The 16,695-nt window shown below is 74.6% G+C and carries 17 protein-coding genes; 9 read left to right on the top strand and 8 right to left on the bottom strand.

Features of this window, described 5'->3' with window-relative positions:
* Positions 1 to 357: 357 nt before the first annotated feature.
* The gene (gene dnaA / locus KRAD_RS11190) at positions 358 to 1,914 is read right to left on the bottom strand and encodes a chromosomal replication initiator protein DnaA (protein WP_012085692.1); all 1,557 of its coding nucleotides are present in this window, start codon (positions 1,912 to 1,914) and stop codon (positions 358 to 360) included.
* Between the two features lie 514 nt (positions 1,915 to 2,428).
* On the opposite strand from dnaA, the gene rpmH reads away from it, so the two are divergent.
* From rpmH to KRAD_RS11235, 9 genes are all read left to right on the top strand, one after another.
* Complete coding sequence (rpmH, locus tag KRAD_RS11195) at positions 2,429 to 2,566, top strand: 50S ribosomal protein L34 (protein WP_012085693.1); 138 nt, start codon at positions 2,429 to 2,431, stop codon at positions 2,564 to 2,566.
* Positions 2,567 to 2,585: 19 nt separating this feature from the next.
* On the top strand, positions 2,586 to 2,948 hold the full coding sequence (gene rnpA / locus KRAD_RS11200) for a ribonuclease P protein component (RefSeq protein ID WP_012085694.1): 363 nt from the start codon (positions 2,586 to 2,588) through the stop codon (positions 2,946 to 2,948).
* The gene (yidD, locus tag KRAD_RS11205; RefSeq protein ID WP_012085695.1) at positions 2,941 to 3,216 is read left to right on the top strand and encodes a membrane protein insertion efficiency factor YidD; all 276 of its coding nucleotides are present in this window, start codon (positions 2,941 to 2,943) and stop codon (positions 3,214 to 3,216) included. Before rnpA ends, yidD begins: the two co-directional genes overlap by 8 nt.
* A 31-nt stretch (positions 3,217 to 3,247) precedes the next feature.
* Positions 3,248 to 4,261 (top strand): membrane protein insertase YidC, encoded by a 1,014-nt coding sequence (gene yidC / locus KRAD_RS11210; protein WP_012085696.1) that lies wholly within the window; start codon positions 3,248 to 3,250, stop codon positions 4,259 to 4,261.
* A gap of 42 nt (positions 4,262 to 4,303) precedes the next feature.
* Positions 4,304 to 4,900: a Jag family protein gene (locus KRAD_RS11215; protein WP_012085697.1), complete on the top strand. Its 597-nt coding sequence runs from the start codon at positions 4,304 to 4,306 to the stop codon at positions 4,898 to 4,900.
* A 47-nt stretch (positions 4,901 to 4,947) separates the two neighbouring features.
* On the top strand, positions 4,948 to 5,712 hold the full coding sequence (gene rsmG / locus KRAD_RS11220) for a 16S rRNA (guanine(527)-N(7))-methyltransferase RsmG (protein ID WP_012085698.1): 765 nt from the start codon (positions 4,948 to 4,950) through the stop codon (positions 5,710 to 5,712).
* Positions 5,713 to 5,732: 20 nt separating this feature from the next.
* The gene (locus tag KRAD_RS26580) at positions 5,733 to 7,121 is read left to right on the top strand and encodes a ParA family protein (protein ID WP_012085699.1); all 1,389 of its coding nucleotides are present in this window, start codon (positions 5,733 to 5,735) and stop codon (positions 7,119 to 7,121) included.
* The gene (locus KRAD_RS11230) at positions 7,118 to 8,350 is read left to right on the top strand and encodes a ParB/RepB/Spo0J family partition protein (protein ID WP_012085700.1); all 1,233 of its coding nucleotides are present in this window, start codon (positions 7,118 to 7,120) and stop codon (positions 8,348 to 8,350) included. The genes KRAD_RS26580 and KRAD_RS11230 overlap by 4 nt, the downstream gene beginning before the upstream one ends.
* 171 nt (positions 8,351 to 8,521) lie before the next feature.
* Complete coding sequence (locus tag KRAD_RS11235) at positions 8,522 to 9,184, top strand: GNAT family N-acetyltransferase (RefSeq protein WP_041292033.1); 663 nt, start codon at positions 8,522 to 8,524, stop codon at positions 9,182 to 9,184.
* A 54-nt stretch (positions 9,185 to 9,238) separates the two neighbouring features.
* On the opposite strand, the gene trxA is transcribed toward KRAD_RS11235, so the two are convergent.
* The 7 genes from trxA to KRAD_RS25995 form a co-directional block, all read right to left on the bottom strand.
* Entirely contained in the window at positions 9,239 to 9,565 is a 327-nt protein-coding gene (trxA, locus tag KRAD_RS11240) for a thioredoxin (protein ID WP_012085702.1), read from the bottom strand.
* Between the two features lie 26 nt (positions 9,566 to 9,591).
* The gene (trxB, locus tag KRAD_RS11245; protein ID WP_012085703.1) at positions 9,592 to 10,632 is read right to left on the bottom strand and encodes a thioredoxin-disulfide reductase; all 1,041 of its coding nucleotides are present in this window, start codon (positions 10,630 to 10,632) and stop codon (positions 9,592 to 9,594) included.
* A 118-nt stretch (positions 10,633 to 10,750) separates the two neighbouring features.
* On the bottom strand, positions 10,751 to 11,533 hold the full coding sequence (locus KRAD_RS11250; protein ID WP_012085705.1) for a hypothetical protein: 783 nt from the start codon (positions 11,531 to 11,533) through the stop codon (positions 10,751 to 10,753).
* Positions 11,534 to 11,903: 370 nt separating this feature from the next.
* Positions 11,904 to 12,506, bottom strand: coding sequence for an RNA polymerase sigma factor SigM (sigM, locus tag KRAD_RS11255; protein ID WP_012085706.1), 603 nt, complete (start codon positions 12,504 to 12,506; stop codon positions 11,904 to 11,906).
* Positions 12,503 to 14,104: a protein kinase family protein gene (locus KRAD_RS11260; protein ID WP_012085708.1), complete on the bottom strand. Its 1,602-nt coding sequence runs from the start codon at positions 14,102 to 14,104 to the stop codon at positions 12,503 to 12,505. The genes sigM and KRAD_RS11260 overlap by 4 nt, the downstream gene beginning before the upstream one ends.
* Positions 14,105 to 14,289: 185 nt before the next feature.
* On the bottom strand, positions 14,290 to 15,309 hold the full coding sequence (locus tag KRAD_RS24305) for an ATP-binding protein (RefSeq protein ID WP_157873573.1): 1,020 nt from the start codon (positions 15,307 to 15,309) through the stop codon (positions 14,290 to 14,292).
* 114 nt (positions 15,310 to 15,423) lie between these two features.
* Positions 15,424 to 16,641: a C40 family peptidase gene (locus KRAD_RS25995; protein WP_049821167.1), complete on the bottom strand. Its 1,218-nt coding sequence runs from the start codon at positions 16,639 to 16,641 to the stop codon at positions 15,424 to 15,426.
* Positions 16,642 to 16,695: the final 54 nt, after the last annotated feature.

Here is a 16,695-nt window from a genome sequence, read left to right on the forward strand (position 1 = left end):
CGGGATCCACCCGTTGTCCACCGAGTTGTCCACCGCTGAGGACATCTTTGTCCACATGGCTGTCCCCAGCGTGTGGACAACTGTGGAGAAGTGTTCGGACGGGCCGGGAGGAGGCCGTCGGGACCGCCCGCGAGGCGGTGCCGCGGCCCGCGGTGGGGTGTGGTGCGCCGGGGAGCGGGCGGGCTGCCCCAGGGCCCTGGACGGGCTCTTGACGGGCCCTCGACGGGCCGGTGACGGGCGTGCGGAGGCGTTCCCGGGGATCGACCACCCGGGACGTGTTCACCGGGACGGTCGGCTCACGGCCCGTCGGCGGGACGACCTCGTCGTCACCCCGCCGGCCGGTCCCCCGGAGGGGGCTCAGGCCCCGGACTGCTTCTTGATGCGGTTGGTCAGCTCGGTGACCTGGTTGTAGGTGCTGCGCCGCTCGGCCATCTGCTGCTTGATCTTGCGCTCGGCGTGCATGACGGTCGTGTGGTCGCGGCCGCCGAAGTGCTGCCCGATCTTCGGCAGGGACAGCTCGGTGAGCTCGCGGCAGAGGTACATGGCGATCTGGCGCGCGGTGACCAGGGTGCGCGAGCGGGACGTCCCGCACAGGTCCTCCAGCGTGACGCTGAAGTAGGACGCCGTCTGCCCCATGATCGCCGCCGCGGTGATCTCCGGGGTCTCCTCGTTGGGGATGAGGTCGCGCAGGACGATCTCGGCCAGCTGCATGTCGACGGGCTGGCGGTTGAGGCTGGCGAACGCCGTCACGCGGATCAGCGCGCCCTCCAGCTCCCGGATGTTCGAGGAGATCTTGGAGGCGATGTACTCGTTGACGTCGTCGGGGACCTCGAGGCGCTCGCCGATCGCCTTCTTGCGCAGGATCGCGATGCGGGTCTCGAGGTCGGGGGGCTGGACGTCGGTGATGAGGCCCCACTCGAAGCGGCTGCGCATCCGCTCCTCGAACCCGGACAGCTGCTTCGGCGGCAGGTCGGAGGTGATGACGACCTGCTTGCTCGCGTTGTGCAGCGTGTTGAAGGTGTGGAAGAACTCCTCCTGCGTCTGGACCTTGTTCGACAGGAACTGGATGTCGTCGATGAGCAGGACGTCCACGTCGCGGTGCCGGCGCTGGAACGCCTGGGCCTTGTCGTCGCGGATGGAGTTGATGAAGTCGTTGGTGAACTCCTCGGAGTTCACGTACCGCACCTGCACCCCGGGGTAGAGGTTCTGCGCGTAGTGGCCGATCGCGTGCAGCAGGTGGGTCTTGCCCAGCCCGGACTCCCCGTAGATGAACAACGGGTTGTACGCCTTGGCCGGGGCCTCGGCGACGGCCACCGCGGCGGCGTGCGCGAAGCGGTTGCTGGCGCCGATGACGAAGGTCTCGAAGATGTACTTCGGGTTCAGCCGGGAGTTCTCGATCCTGGTCGTGGGGCGCCGCGGCTGCCGGCCCGTCCCCGGACCGCGGTCCACCTTGTACCCGGTGAACAGCAGGTCCGGGTCGGAGTCGTCGAGGGGGGAGTCCTCCTCGAGCGAGCCGGAGCGCCGCTCGTCCAGGTGCAGCCCGTCGTCGCCGTCGAGACCGGTGAGGACCGAGCCGCGCTCCCGCTCCACGCTCGGCACGCTGCCGACGCCCCCGGAGTGCTCCCCGGTCCGTTCCGGGGTGAGCACCTGCCCGATGGAGGGGTCGACCGTGACCGCGAGGCGGATGGGCGAGCCGTAGGCCTCCGACAGCGCCCTCGTCAGCGGTTCGCGGACCTTCTGCTCGATGACGTCCTTGGTGAGGTCGTTCGGCACCGCGAGCAGGGCCGTGCCGTCGAGCAGGCCCAGGGGTCGGGTCAGGCGCACGAACGCCCGCTGGTGCTGAGTGACACCGTCGTCCAGTTGCGCCAGCGCGCGCTCCCAGACGCTGGGGAAGTCCCCTCCGTCGGTCTCCACTCGAGCCCTCTCCCGTCGTACCGGATCCGTCCGACGGGTCCCGTCCACACCCCTGTCCACAGCTGTGGAGGACGAGGGGATGCGCGAGATGACCGTCGCAGCACCTCGAGGCGGGTGCGGGCGTCGGTACGTCGAGCGGGACCGTAACAACGGCGACCGCCACCGTTCAAGTGGCGGCCTCCCAGACGACGTCCGGCCGCTACGCCGCGCCGGTCCCTGCGGGCCGGGCGGCACCGTTCGAGGACCGCGGCCGCAGCGGGGCGTCTCCCACCGGACCTGGGACGAACGCTACCTTCCTCCCGTCACCCGCACAGCCCCGTCGCCGGGGCTGTGGACGGCTGGAAGGGGCCCGACACCCCCGGAGCCGGGGTCCGTGCCCGCGCGCTTTGACCCGGGTCGGTCCGGGACCGTACTCTGCTGGGGATTGTGCTCCGCATCGCCGCCCGTCCCGGTCGTCCGGGTCACGGTCCGGCAGTCCGGCGGGGCCCGCCCGCACGAGTCCTGGAGTTCTGACGTGAGCAAGCGCACCTTCCAGCCGAACAACCGTCGTCGCGCCAAGGTGCACGGTTTCCGTCTCCGCATGCGCACCCGCGCCGGCCGCGCCATCCTCTCGGCGCGTCGCACCAAGGGCCGCGCCCAGATCTCGGCCTGACGCCGCTCCCCCAGCCCGCGTGCTGTCCGCGGAGCACCGCCTTCGCCACAAGGACGACTTCACCGTCGCCCTGAAGAACGGTGCGCGTGCTGGGACCCGCCGCCTGGTCCTGCACTGGGCGGTGACCGACCGAGCCCACCCCACCCGGGTGGGCTTCGTCGTGTCCAAGGCCGTGGGGGGTTCGGTCGTCCGGCACCGCACGCAGCGCCGGTTGCGCCACGTCGCCGCCGGACGGCTGACCACCCTGCCCGCCCTGGGCGGTCTGCTGGTCGTCCGCGCCCTCCCGGCGGCCGGGACGGCCACGTCGGCCGAACTGGCGGTCGACGTCGACCGCGGGCTGCGGCGGCTGGGTCTGGTCGCCACCGGCGCCGGTGATGGCTGACCGTCGCCCGTGGCACCCGCTGCGCTGGCCGGCGCTGCTGCTGGTGGGCCTGGTCCGGGTCTACCAGCTCCTCGTGTCGCCCCTGCTGGGGCCGACCTGCCGCTTCTACCCCTCGTGCTCCGCCTACGCCGTCGAGGCGCTGAGGACGCGCGGTGCTCTCGTCGGGACCTGGCTCGCCGTCCGACGACTCTTCCGCTGCCACCCGTGGAACCCTGGTGGAGTGGACCCCGTTCCGCCGAAGGGCCACTCGCGGGTGAAGGCCCCGTGAGCCCGACCCCTGTGAGAGGACAAACCGCACGATGATCGACTTCTTCTACGACCTGCTCTACCCCATCCAGTGGGTGGTCGCGTGGATCATGGTGCGCTTCCACGACGCCCTCACCTTCGTCGGCCTCGACCCCGCCGGCGGCGCGGCGTGGTCGCTCTCGATCGTCGGCCTGGTGGTCGTGATCCGCATCCTGCTGATCCCGCTCTTCGTCAAGCAGATCAAGGCCATGCGCGGGATGCAGGTCATCCAGCCCGAGATGCGCAAGATCCAGGCGAAGTACAAGGGCAAGAACGACCCGGCCAGCCGCCAGGCCATGCAGCAGGAGATGATGGCGCTCTACCGCGAGTCGGGCACCAACCCGATGGCGAGCTGCCTGCCGATCCTGCTCCAGTCCCCCATCTTCCTGGCGCTGTTCCACACCCTGAACGGCATCGGCAAGGGCGAGACGGTCGGCCCGCTGGACCGCACCCTGGTCGACCAGGCCGACAACGCGACGATCTTCGGCTCGCAGCTGTCGGACATCTTCATGAAGTCGTGGTCGACGGGCGAGTGGAACACGATCATCCTCACCGCGGTGATGATCGTCCTGATGTCGCTGTCGCAGTTCGTCACGCAGAAGCAGCTGATGGCGAAGAACACCTCCTCGGCGTCGATGGAGGGCAACCCCTTCGCGCAGCAGCAGAAGATGATGCTGTACATCCTCCCGGTCATCTTCGCGGTCTCCGGCGTCAACTTCCCCATCGGTGTCCTCCTCTACTGGCTCACCACGAACGTCTGGTCCATGGGCCAGCAGTTCTTCGTGATCCGGCGCATGCCGAACCCCGGTTCGCTCGCCGAGAAGGAGCTCCAGGAGCGCAAGGCTCGTCGTGCCGCCCGTCGCGGCCAGGTCCTGACCACCGACACGAGCGCGCCCGCGGTGGGCACGACGGCCGAGCACACGACGAACGCTCCGGCCCGTCGTCAGCGTCAGCAGCCCAAGCGCGGGGCCAGCCGGGAGCAGCGACGCCCGGGCGGCCCGCGCTCCAGCCAGGGCCCCAACCGCTGACCACCCCCAGAGCCAGCTCCACAGCCAGACCCAGGAGGACGTGTGAACGACACGACGGAAGCGCTCGAGGCGACCCCGGCGGACGAGACCGAGGCCACCGACGCCCCCAGCGCCGACGAGGCCCCGAAGCGCGGGACGTCGAAGTCCCGGCTCGAGGAGGAGGGCGACATCGCCGCCGACTACCTCGAGGAACTGCTGGACATCGTCGACCTCGACGGGGACATCGACATCGACATCGAGAACGGCCGCGCGTCCGTGGCCATCGTGGCGGACGAGCCCGGGACGCCGGCGCTGTCGCGGCTCGTCGGGCCCGACGGGGAGGTCCTCGAAGCCCTCCAGGAGCTGACCCGCCTCGCCGTCCAGGCCCAGACCGGGGACCGGACCCGCCTCATGCTCGACGTCGCGGGTCACCGGCTCACCAAGCGCGGTGCCCTGGTCCGCCTGGCGGGCGAGGTGGTGGCCCGCGTGCGCACCAGCGGGGCGGCCGAGCGCCTGGACCCGATGCCGGCCTTCGAGCGCAAGGTCGTCCACGACGCGGTTGCCGCGGCCGGTCTGCTCAGCGAGTCGGAGGGCGAGGAGCCCCACCGTCGGGTCGTCGTGCTGCCGGCGGCGCTGGACCCCCAGGAGAGCAGCGACTGACCTGGAGGACGCACCCCGGCCGATAGGGTGACGGGGTGTCTGATGAGGTGCCTGAGGGCGATGGTGTTCCACGTGAAACACCATCGCCCTCCGTCGTTCCCGAGAGTCCCGTCGAGGTCCCGGTGGAGGCGGTGGCCAGAGTCTTCGGGGACCGGGCCGACCGCGCCGCGACCTACCGGGAGCTCCTCGCCACCGCCGGCGTGGAGCGGGGTCTGATCGGGCCGCGTGAGGTTCCGCGGCTGTGGGATCGCCACCTCCTGAACTGCGCGTACCTGGGGGAGGTCATCGACCAGGGGTCCTCCGTCATCGACCTCGGCTCCGGAGCCGGCCTCCCGGGCATCCCGCTGGCCCTGGCCCGCCCCGACCTGCAGATCCGGCTCGTCGAGCCCCTGGAGCGTCGCTACACCTTCCTCCGGGAGGCCATCACCGAGCTCGGCCTCCGGGACCAGGTGGCGGTCGCCCGCGGGCGAGCGGAGGACGTCCGGGGCGAGTTCTCCGCGTCGGTGGTGACGGCCCGTGCGGTGGCCCCGCTGAAGACGCTGTACGGCTGGGCCCTGCCGCTGGTGGTCACCGGTGGGCACCTGGTGGCCATCAAGGGCCGGAGCGCCTCCGACGAGATCGCGGCCGCGGGGGAGACACTGCGACAGATGGGTGTCACCGCGGCTCCCGAGGTGTTGAGCGTCGGTCCTGACGACGGCACCGGGACGACCGTGGTGCGAGTGGCCCGGGGACACGGCCCGCTGCGAGCGGCGACGGCCCCGGCCCCTCCCGGGGCGGCCAAGCGCCGACCCGGCAAGGGCAACCGGCGATGAACGAAGAGAGGGAACAGCGCGTGACGCAGCTGGGCTGGTTCGGAAGCTCGCGATCCGCAGCGGGGGACCAGGGTCACCTGGGGTGGGTGTCGACCACCCGCCCGACCGCAGCGACCCCCACCGAAGCCGCTGCTGACGTTTCACGTGGAACCACCCCGGTCCTCGAGGACCTGCGCGTCGTGCCGAACGAGGACCTCTCCCCCCGGGAGGTGGACGATCCCCAGGACGCCGAGGTCGATGTTCCACGTGAAACCGAGACTGATGTTCCACGTGAAACGGCTCCCCCGGCCCCGATCTTCACCGGCGTCCCTGTGCCGACGGAGGAGCAGTCCCGTGACGAGACCATTGATGTTCCACGTGAAACGCCTCCCCCTGCTTCCGTCCTGACGGCGGTGGAGGAGCCCGACGACGACGTGGTGGGCGACGACCTCGGCGCGGTTCCACGTGAAACGTCGCGTTCGGCCGTCGTGGAGCGGTTCCCGCTCCCCACAGAGACCCGCGTCATGACCATCGCCAACCAGAAGGGCGGCGTGGGGAAGACGACGACGGCGGTCAACATCGCCTCCGCCCTCGCCGCGGCGGGCCTCAAGGTCCTGGTGCTCGACCTGGACCCGCAGGGCAACGCCTCCACGGCCCTGGGGATCGAGCACCACGCGGACGTCCCCGGCGTCTACGAGGTGCTCGTGGAGGGCAAGCCGCTGGCCGATGTCGTGCAGCGGTGCGAGGAGGCGCCCGATCTGTGGTGCGCGCCCGCCACGGTGGACCTCGCCGGCGCCGAGATCGAGCTGGTCTCGATGGTGGCCCGGGAGTCGCGCCTGCAGCGCGCGGTGGCGAAGTACCTCAAGGGGCTGGAGCGCGCCGGTGAGCGCCGGGTGGACTACGTCCTCATCGACTGCCCGCCCAGCCTCGGGCTGCTCACCATCAACGCCTTCGTCGCGGCGCCCGAGGTCCTCATCCCCATCCAGTGCGAGTACTACGCCCTGGAGGGCCTCAGCCAGCTCCTCGCCAACATCGAGCTGATCCAGGAGCACCTCAACCCGGACCTCTCGGTCACGACGATCCTGCTGACGATGTACGACGGCCGCACCCGGCTCGCCGCGCAGGTCGTGGACGAGGTCCGGCAGCACTTCGGGCCGCAGGTGCTGCGGTCGCTGATCCCGCGCTCCGTGCGCATCTCCGAGGCGCCCAGCCACGGTCAGACGGTGATGGCCTACGACCCGATGTCCTCGGGGGCGCTGGCCTACCTGGAGGCCGCGCGGGAGATCGCCCAGCGTGGCGTGCACGAAACCCCGGAGCCGGCGCGGGATGCTGCCGTGGGAGCGCCCCCCGACGTGGCGGACCCCTGGGCACGGTGGACTGGTGGAACGGTGGCGCGACGCGGGTTCGCGTCGAAGGAAGGTGGAGCGTGAGCGAGAAGCGGCGTGGACTCGGACGCGGACTCGGTGCGCTGATCCCGAGCAGCGGTCCCACCACCACGAGCCGGGGCGGGCTGGCGACGATCCCCCCGGCGATGCGGACGGGTGGCCGTCCGGTGGATGTCTTCTTCGACCAGCGCCAGGAGCTCGTCGACATCCCCGACACCCCGGAGGACGTCGTCGAGGAGCGCCTCGACGACCTCGCCGTCGTGACCACGGAGGGGCCCGACGCGGAGGCGCCCGAGGTGGAGGCGCTGGAGGTCGAGGTGGTCGCGGAGGCGACGCCCACCCCCGCACCCGCCGAGGACGCCGCTGCGGCGACCTCCGTCCCCGAGGACGCCCCGGCGGCCCCGGCTGACGACGTGACCGCAGCGCAGCCCTCCGCGGTCGACGACGGCCTGGTGGACGTCCCCGGGGCCCGCTTCGCCGAGGTGCCGGTCACCTCGATCGTCCCCAACCCCCGCCAGCCGCGGACGGTGTTCGACGAGGACGACCTCTCCGAGCTCGTCCACTCCATCCGCGAGATCGGCGTCCTGCAGCCCGTCGTCGTCCGCGCCGTGGAGCCGGCCGAGGACGGCGTCGCCCGCTTCGAGCTCGTCATGGGCGAGCGTCGCTGGCGGGCCGCGACCGAGGCCGGCCTCGCGGCCATCCCCGCGATCGTGCGGGAGACCGCCGACGACGACCTGCTGCGGGACGCGCTGCTCGAGAACCTGCACCGCAGCCAGCTGAACCCCCTGGAGGAGGCGGCGGCCTACCAGCAGCTGCTCGACGACTTCGGCTGCACGCACGAGGAGCTCGCCTCGCGCATCGGCCGGTCCCGCCCGCAGATCAGCAACACCCTGCGCCTCATGAAGCTGCCCCCGCTGGTCCAGCGGCGGGTGGCCGCCGGCGTCATCAGCGCGGGCCACGCCCGGGCCCTGCTGTCCCTGGAGGACGGCGCGGCGATGGAGCGGCTCGCGCAGCGGATCGTCGCGGAGGGCCTGTCCGTTCGCGCGGTCGAGGAGATCATCGCCCTCGGCGACGCGGACCACGAACCTCGCCGCCGCAACCCCGCGCGGCCGCAGCCGGAGCTCGACAGCCGCGCCTCCACGCTGGCCGACCGGCTCGACACCCGGGTCAAGATCAGCATGGGCCGCACCCGGGGACGGGTCACGGTCGACTTCGCCGGTCTGGAGGACCTGGACCGCATCCTGCGGCTGCTGGACGCCACACCGGCCCCGTGAACCCGGGCGGCGCACCGGTGACCCGGATCCCGGTGCGCCGCCCGAACACCGCGTCCCGGCGGGCGCTGCTCGTCGCGCTCCCCGGGACAGCCACCTAGGATGGTGCCCTCGCACCGTCGAGGTGCGGCCACGTCGTCGAGACGCCACGGGCGGGATGGGGGGCTGGCCCCGGTGGGTCGTCGCATGGCGCCGTTGACGCTCGACACGGTCGCCGACCTCCCCAAGCAGTCGCGGCAGTGCGTCTTCTGGGAGCTGGACGCCGTCGCCGCGCAGCGCGCGGCCGAGGCCGGGTACCCCGACTTCGAGAAGGAGGCGTGGATCTCCAGCGTCCTGCTCCAGTGGGGTCCCTGCGGTCGGCTCGTCTACGTCGACGACCAGCCCGCGGGTTTCGTCGTCTACGCGCCGCCGGTGTACGTCCCGCGGTCGACGGGCTTCCCCACCTCACCGGTCAGCGGTGACGCGGTGCTCCTCACGACGGGCTGGATCGAGCCCCCGTTCCGCGGCGAGGGGCTGGCCCGGATGCTCCTGCAGGGCGCCGCGAAGGACCTCACCCAGCGCGGGGTGAAGGCCGTGGAGGCGTTCGGCGGGGGACCGGCCGCCGTCGGCGGCGACGGCCGCGACGACTGCGCCCACGACAGCGACGAGGCCTGCGTGCTGCCCGCGCACCTGCTGGAGTCGGTCGGGTTCACCGTCGTCCGCCCCCACCACCGCTACCCGCGGCTGCGGCTGGAGCTGAAGACCGCGCTGAGCTGGCGCGAAGACGTCGAGGCGGCGCTGGAACGGCTGCTCGCCGGGGTCCGGGTGCAGACCCTCGCCGGCGTCGCCCACCCCTGACACGCACGAGCGCCGGCCCCCGGGGACGGGGACCGGCGCTCGTGGAGCGGTGCGTCAGCCGATGAAGTCGCCGAGCTCCTTGAGCAGCACGGGCTTCGGGCGGGCGCCGATGACGGTCTTGACGACCTCGCCGCCGGAGTAGACGTTCAGCGTCGGGATCGACGTCACGCCGTACTTCGCCGCGATCCGCGGGTTCTCGTCGGTGTTCACCTTCACCACGGTGATCTTGTCGCCGTGCTCGGCGGCGATCTCCTCGAGGATGGGGGCGACCTGGCGGCACGGGCCGCACCAGGGGGCCCAGAAGTCCACGAGGACGGGCTTGTCGGACTGCAGGACCTCGGCGTCGAAGGTGTCGTCGGTGACGGGAGCGGTGCTGCTCACGGGGGAACCTCCAGGTGGGTGGTGCGTCAGGCCCGCGGCTGCGGGCGGTCGGTGGTCTCGGAGTCCGGGACGTCCGGGGTCTCGGTCTCCTCGCGGGCCGGCTGCGCGTCCAGGCCGGCGTCGCCGCGGGCGGCGAGGTACTTCTCGGCGTCCAGGGCGGCGGAGCAGCCCATCCCGGCGGCGGTGATGGCCTGCATGTACTCGTGGTCGACGACGTCGCCCGCGGCGAACACCCCGGGGACGTTGGTGCGGGTGCTGCGGCCCTCGACGAGGACGAAGCCGTTCTCGTCCAGGTCGACCTGCCCCTTCACGAGGTCGGTGCGCGGTTCGTGGCCGATGGCGATGAACAGCCCCGTCGCCGGGATCTCGCGGGTCTCCCCGGTCACGGTGTCGCGCAGCGTGAGCCCCTCGACCTTGTCCCCGCCGAGGATGCCGGTGACCTCGGAGTTCCAGGCGAAGCGGATCTTCGGGTTGTCCTCGGCGCGCTTGCGCATGATCCGCGAGGCGCGCAGTTCGTCGCGGCGGTGCACGATCGTCACGGTGCGGGCGAAGCGGGTGAGGAAGGTGGCCTCTTCGACCGCGGAGTCCCCGCCGCCGACGACGACGATGTCCTGCTCGCGGAAGAAGAACCCGTCGCAGGTCGCGCACCAGCTGACCCCGCGCCCGGAGAGGCGCTTCTCGTCGGGCAGGCCGAGCTGGCGGTACGCCGAGCCCAGGGCGAGGATCACGGCGTGGGCGCGGTACGTCTCGCCGCCACCGGTCACGACCTCCTTGACGTCGCCCTCGAGGCGGACGTCGACGACGTCGTCGGTGATCAGCTCGGCGCCGAACCGCTCGGCCTGCTGACGCATGTTGTCCATGAGGTCCGGGCCGAGGATCCCCTCGGGGAACCCGGGGAAGTTCTCGACCTCGGTGGTGTTCATCAGCGCACCGCCGGCGGTCACCGACCCCTCGAAGACCAGCGGCCGCAGCTCCGCGCGCGCGGCGTACAGGGCCGCGGTGTACCCCGAGGGGCCCGAACCCACGACGATGACGTTGCGGATCTCGTTCGTGGTGACGTCGCTCACCTGTGCGGCCTGCTTCCTCGGTCGGTGCCCACCCCGTGGTCACGGGGCTCGGGCGGTGCTGCCTCTTCAACCGATCGTAGGGGTGCGCTGTTCCCGTCGCCGACCCCCCGGGCGGGCGTCAGGAGCCGGCGGGGAGGGGGACGTCCACCCGGCTGTACGCGGCGTCGCCGGGGACGCAGTCCAGGGCCACGACGACGACCTCGGCCCCGTCCCCGCTGCGGTGCACGACGAGCGCGGCGGGGACGGTGCGCCAGCTGGCGATCTCCACCGCGAGCACCGAGACCGGGTCCACCCCGAGGCTCTTCGTGCAGGCCAGGGCCCGCTCGGCGACCGGGCGCTGGGCCGGGTCGCTCGTGGCGGACGCCTCCCCCGAGGGGGCCTTGAGCAGGGTCCGGCCGGGGGCGGTCGCGTCGGTGCCGCTGGTGGCGTCCGGGGCCCTCCCACCGCCACCCGTGGCCTCCGCGGCCTCCTCCTCCAGGGTCTCCTCGGCGAGGTCCTCCACCGCCGCGGCGTCGGTGTAGTCCCGGCCGCTGACCAGCACCCTCGCCTCCGGCGGGGCCGCCACGTCCACGGCGGCGGAGTCCGCGGCGCTGGAGCCGCTGGCGCTGTCGGAGGAGGGTTCGTGCTGCACGGCGAGGACGGCCCCGCCGCCGATGACCAGGATCCCCGCGGCGGCGGTGAGCAGCCGCGGCAGGCGCGGGCGGCGGCGACGGGCGGCCAGCGACGCGACGGGGGTGTCCGCGCGGGCCGCGGCGAGGGCGGCGTCGAGGCGGGCCACGACGTCGTCGGGGACCGGTCCGACGTCGGCGGCGGCGCGCAGCAGGGCGCGGACGCGCTGCTCCTCGGGGCTCAGCGGCTCCTCGGCCCCGTCCCCGGCGTTCCCGCCGAACGTCTCGCTCACCGCGGACCTCCTCCCGTCTCCCGTGCTCGGCCGGTTCGCGCCCGACCCGTTCGCGCCCGACCCGTTCGCGCCCGACCCGTTCGCGCCCGACCCGTTCGCGCCCGACCCGTTCGCGCCCGACCCGTTCGCGCCCGACCCGTTCGCGCCCGACCCGTTCGCGCCCGACCCGTTCGCGCCCGACCCGTTCGCGCCCGACCCGTTCGCGCCCGACCCGTTCGCGCCCGACCCGTTCGCGCCCGACCCGTTCGCGCCCGACCCGTTCGCGCCCGACCCGTTCGCGCCCGACCCGTTCGCGCCCGACCCGTTCGCGCCCGACCCGTTCGCGCCCGACCCGTTCGCGCCCGACCCGCAGTACGACGTGGTGCGGCGTTCAACGGTTCCCCGGCCCGCCGAGGAGCTCCGCCAGCGCCGCCCGCCCGCGCGAGCAGCGGGACTTCACCGTGCCCACTGCGACGTCGAGGATCGCGGCGGCCTCGGCGACCGGCACGTCGTACATGTCGACGAGCACCAGCGCCGCCCGCTGCGCCTCCGGCAGCCGCGCCAGGGCGCTGGTCACGTCGAGGGCCGTCTCCACGTGCGGGGTGGCGTCCTCGGCGACGGCCAGGGCGGCCCCGGTGCGGGCGCTCTCCTCCCCGCCGGGACCGACCTCCTCCTCCAGGGGGCGCGTGGGGCGCACCGCCCGGCGCCGGGCCCGGTCCAGGCAGGCGTTGACGACGATGCGGTGCAGCCACGTCGTGACCGCGGACTCGCCGCGGAAGCGGCCGGCGGCCCGCAGCGCCGAGACGAGGGCGTCCTGGAGGGCGTCGGCGGCCTCCTCCCGGTCGCCCGTGGTGCGCAGCGCCACCGCCCACAGCCGGTCGCGGTGGCGGCGCACGACCTCCCCGAACGCCTCCGGGTCCCCCGCCACGTGCGCGGCGAGGAGCTCCGCGTCGCTGCGCGGGTCCACCGGCGCGCCGGGGCCCGCCGGGGTCACGGGGCCTGCGGGGTCGGCGGGGTCGGTGCCTGCGGGGCCGCGACGGTCCCCGTGACGGCGACCTCCGCGACGCTCGCGCGGAACACGCCGTCCGTGGTCGGCAGCTGCGTGAACCACAGGACCAGGTAGCGGCTGCGGACCGGCTGCGGCGGCGTCAGCGCCTGCACGCCCCCGGCGGCCGCGGTCGCGACGGGCACCGACCCCTCCAGCGCGGGACCGGGGGCGGTGAGCAGCGACACCGACCCGCCCTCCCCGCCGGCGGTCAGCTGCACGCCGGTGACGTCGGCCTCCGCCCCGAGGTCGAGGAGGAGCCCCATGCCGTCCTTGAGCCCGCCGAAGGCCGCCGAGTTGTACCGCTGGCTCTCCCACGCCGTGGCCGGGTCGCCGTCGACCGCCCGCGGCGCCGTCTCGGAGGACTCCCCGCCCCCCTGCGGGTCCAGCGCGGAGACCACCGCGACGGGCAGCACGGCGGGTGCGGGGGGCGGGGTGCTCGGGGTGGCGGTGGGCGCCGGGGCGCTGCTCGGGGCCGGAGCGGGGGTCGTCGCCGCGGGCGCGCTCGCGGCCGCGGTGCCGGGGATGGCGGGCACGCTGATCCGGCTGAGCTGCCACAGCGCGAGCACCAGCCCCACCACGACGACCGCCCCGACGATGGCGAGCACGAAGCGGGAGTCGTCGCGCGGGGGACGGGCCGTGGGGTGCGGGCGGGTGAACGGGACGGGCGGCTCGGCCTCCGGCACCACCTCGTCGCGGTTCTTCAGCCGGCCCCGGAACTCCCGCGTCGCGGCCTCGCCACGCATCCGGCGCAGGGTCTCCTCCCAGGGCGCCATCGTCCACGGCGCCAGCTGCAGGGCCAGCTCCGCCGGATCGCGCGGACCGTCCTCGTGGGGCCCGAACGTCACGCTGCACAGGGTGTCCAGGTCGTTCGGCACGTCGGGACGGATGTCCTTGGGCGGCAACGGTTTCCCGTCCGCCGTGGGGGACTGCGGCAGACCGTCGTGCGGGGCTGTCCCCTCCAGCGCGGGCCAGCGGGCCACGAGCCCGGCGTAGACGAGCGCGACGAGCCCCACGGCGTCGGCGCGGTTGGCGAGCGCCGCGGCCCGGGCCGGCGACACCGCCGGCGGGTCGACCTCCAGGGCCGCCTCGACGCCCACGCCCCGGACCCGGACGACCCCGTCGGGACCGAGAACCACGTCGTCGGGGGTCAGCCGGGTGTGGTGCAGCCCGCGCCGGGCGGCGACGTCCAGGGCGCTGGCGACCTCGCCGACCAGCGCCCGCACGGCGGCCGGCTTCAGCGGGCCGGTGCTCAGCAGCTCGCCGAGGGACCGGCCCTCGACGTGCTCCTCGACGACGAACACCGTGGGCGTCCCGCCGGGCTGGGCCGCGTCGGTGCCGGCGTCGAGGATGCGCGGGACGCGGGGATCGGTGAGCATGGCCGCGCGGCGGGCGGCGTCGAGGAACTCCTCGGCGCGGGGGTCGGCGGCGGGCAGGGTGCGGACCCGGACCGGCCGGTCCAGCGTGAGGTCGCGGCCGCGGAACTCGCGGGTGCCCGACCCCGCGGCCACCGGCAGCTCCCGGTCCAGGGCGTAGCGGTCGGCCACGAGCCCCTCGCCCGTGCTGCGGCCTGCCCCGTCCAGAACTACCCCCCGTGAACCCGCGCGGAACCGTGGGACCGCGTGCGCGACCCCCGGCCCATGCTAGGGCGCGGACGGGGCGGCACGCTCCGGGCGCGCAGGGGGCGGCCCCGCCGGGACCCGGCGCGGCGTCCCCCCGCGGGGGAGCGGGTTCACAGGAGCTGCTGCAGGTCCTCCGCCCAGGCCTCGGCGGCGAAGACCTCCGACCCGGGGTCCTCGCCCGTGCTCGGCCGCGGTTCGAACCACACCGTCTTGCCGACCCCGCCCGAGGCGAGCGGGTCGACGCCCCACGCGGAGGAGACGGCCTCGACCAGGCGCAGGCCGCGTCCGGTGGTGGCGCCCAGCCCGAGGTGGCGCTGCTGGGCGGGCAGGGGGGAGGAGTCGCTGACCTCGATGCGCACGGTGCCCGTCGGCATCGAGCGCACGGTGATGGTGAAGGCGGTGCGCGCGTGCAGCAGCGCGTTGGTGACCAGCTCGGAGACCCCCAGCTCGGCGGACTCCTCCACCTCCGGCACGTGCAGCTCCGCCACGGCCCGGCGGACGTGGCGCCGCGCCGCCGAGACCGCACCGGCCATCGGGTCCAGCACCAGCGCGGGCCCCACCAGCCGTCCCGGCGGCTCCCCGGGTGCCGCGCCGGCGGCCACCGCCTGCTCCCCGGGCGGCGGGGGCGGGACCGGCGGCGGGGGCGGCGGTGCCGAGGCGTCGGCGGGGCGCCAGGGACGCGGCTCCTCCCCCGCGAGCTGGCGCGCGAACTCCCCGAAGACCCAGCGCCGGTAGGCCACGACCTCGGGGGGAGCGGGCAGGGTGAGCAGGTGCTGCTCGGCGCGGCAGAAGTCGTCGGCCTCCTCCAGCACGTCCCCGACCTGCCGCAGCAGGGGAGCCACCTCCGCGGGCACCGTGTACGCGACGTCGCAGGAGGCCCGCCCGGCGGCCGCGGCGGCGTCCAGGGCGGCGGCGGGCTGGGCCTGGAAGGGGGCGTAGACGCGGGCCAGCTCGTCCGCCAGCGAGAGGAGGCGCTGCGGCAGGGTGCTCGCCGGGCCCCGCTCCCGCCCGATCTGGATCAGGGCCAGCTCCCGCAGCAGGTCCTCGTGGTAGCGCAGGAACCGGCCCCGCAACGCCAACGGCAGCCCGAGCAGGCGCACCGTCACCAGCTCCGCCGTTTGATCGACCACCCGCCGAGCCTCGCACAACCCGCGCGGAAGCCCCCTGTCGTGTCGCGCGGGACCCCTCCGGGGAGCGCGGACGGGCACCCGCGGCGCACCCCTGGGCGCGGTCGCCCCGCGTCCTCAGCCCGCGGTGGGCCGCACCGCGCCGTACAGCCCGGGCATCGCGACCCCGGCCACGCGCACGACGTCCCCGGTGTGCGGGGCGTGCAGCACCTCGCCCCCACCGAGGTACAGCGCGACGTGGTGGATGCTCGACGGGTCGCTCCCGGAGGCGTAGAACACCAGGTCACCGGGCTGGAGCCGGTCCAGCGGCACCTTCGGCAGCCCGGCGTACTGCTGGCGGGAGGTCCGGGGGATCGCGGTCCCGGCCTGGCGGTAGGCCCACTGCGTGAGGCCGGAGCAGTCGAAGGTCGTCGGGCCGGTCGCGCCCCAGACGTAGCTCATGCCCTCGCGGGTGCGGGCCGCGGCGATGGCCGCCGCGGCGGTGCCGGCCGCGGCGTCCGCAGCCGACTGGGCGTCCGCGACCCCCGTGGACCCGGCCGTCGAGGCGGCGGCGGTGCTCGCGGCGGTGCTCGCGGTGGACGGGCGCGTGGGAGCGGTCGTCGACGCGGCCCGGGCCGCCGCGTCCCGGACCCCGGCGGCGGCGGCCTCCCGCGCCGCGTCGGCGAGCGCCGCCCGCCGGGCCCGCTCCTCCTCCTCCGCGACGGCCCGCGCGAGCGCGGTGCCTGCCGCGCCCAGCAGCGACTCCTGCTCCGCCAGCGCCGCGGTCACCCGCTCGCGGGCCGTCGCCGCCGCGGCCTGCGCCGCGGTCCTGTCCGCCCGGACCCGCTGCAGGTGCTCCTCCGCGGCCGCGGCCCCGGCGCGCGCGCCGGTGGCGGCGGCGACCGCCGCGGTGTCGTCGGCGACGACCTCGCGGGCCACGCGCGTGGCCCGGGCGGCGTCGTCGAGGCTGCTCAGGTCCCCCGTGCCGAGGGCCCGGCCCAGCCCGCCGGCCAGGGCCCCGCCGCTCATGTAGAGGGCGCGGACCCGGCGGGTCGCGTCGGCCGTGGCCGTGCCGCTGCGCCCGGTGGCGGCGTCGAGGGCGGTGCGGGCCCGGACCTCCTCGGTGACCGCCGCCGCGGTCTCCTCGACGGCGGTGCCGTAGGCCTCGGTGGCGATCGACTGCTGCAGGCGCAGGGCCTCGACCCGGGCGCGCAGCGCGTCGACCCGGCTCTCCAGGGAGCGGCTGCTCGGCGCGGGCGCGGCCGCCGGCCCGGGATCGGCGTGCGCGGCCCCGGCGGGGGCGAGCAGGGCCAGCGCCAGGGCACCCGCCGACACGACCCGCCCGAACCTCGTCACGGGTGGTTGCTCGTCACCGCGTGTGAAGACCTTGACCGGACCGGGGGCGCGATG

This window comes from Kineococcus radiotolerans SRS30216 = ATCC BAA-149, assembly GCF_000017305.1.
Taxonomy (GTDB): domain Bacteria; phylum Actinomycetota; class Actinomycetes; order Actinomycetales; family Kineococcaceae; genus Kineococcus; species Kineococcus radiotolerans.

Excerpts from the sequence above, each read along its gene's own strand:
- yidD (WP_012085695.1), top strand. The coding sequence starts at position 2,941 with ATGGCTGACCGTCGCCCGTGGCACCCGCTGCGCTGGCCGGCGCTGCTG.
- yidC (WP_012085696.1), top strand. The coding sequence starts at position 3,248 with ATGATCGACTTCTTCTACGACCTGCTCTACCCCATCCAGTGGGTGGTC.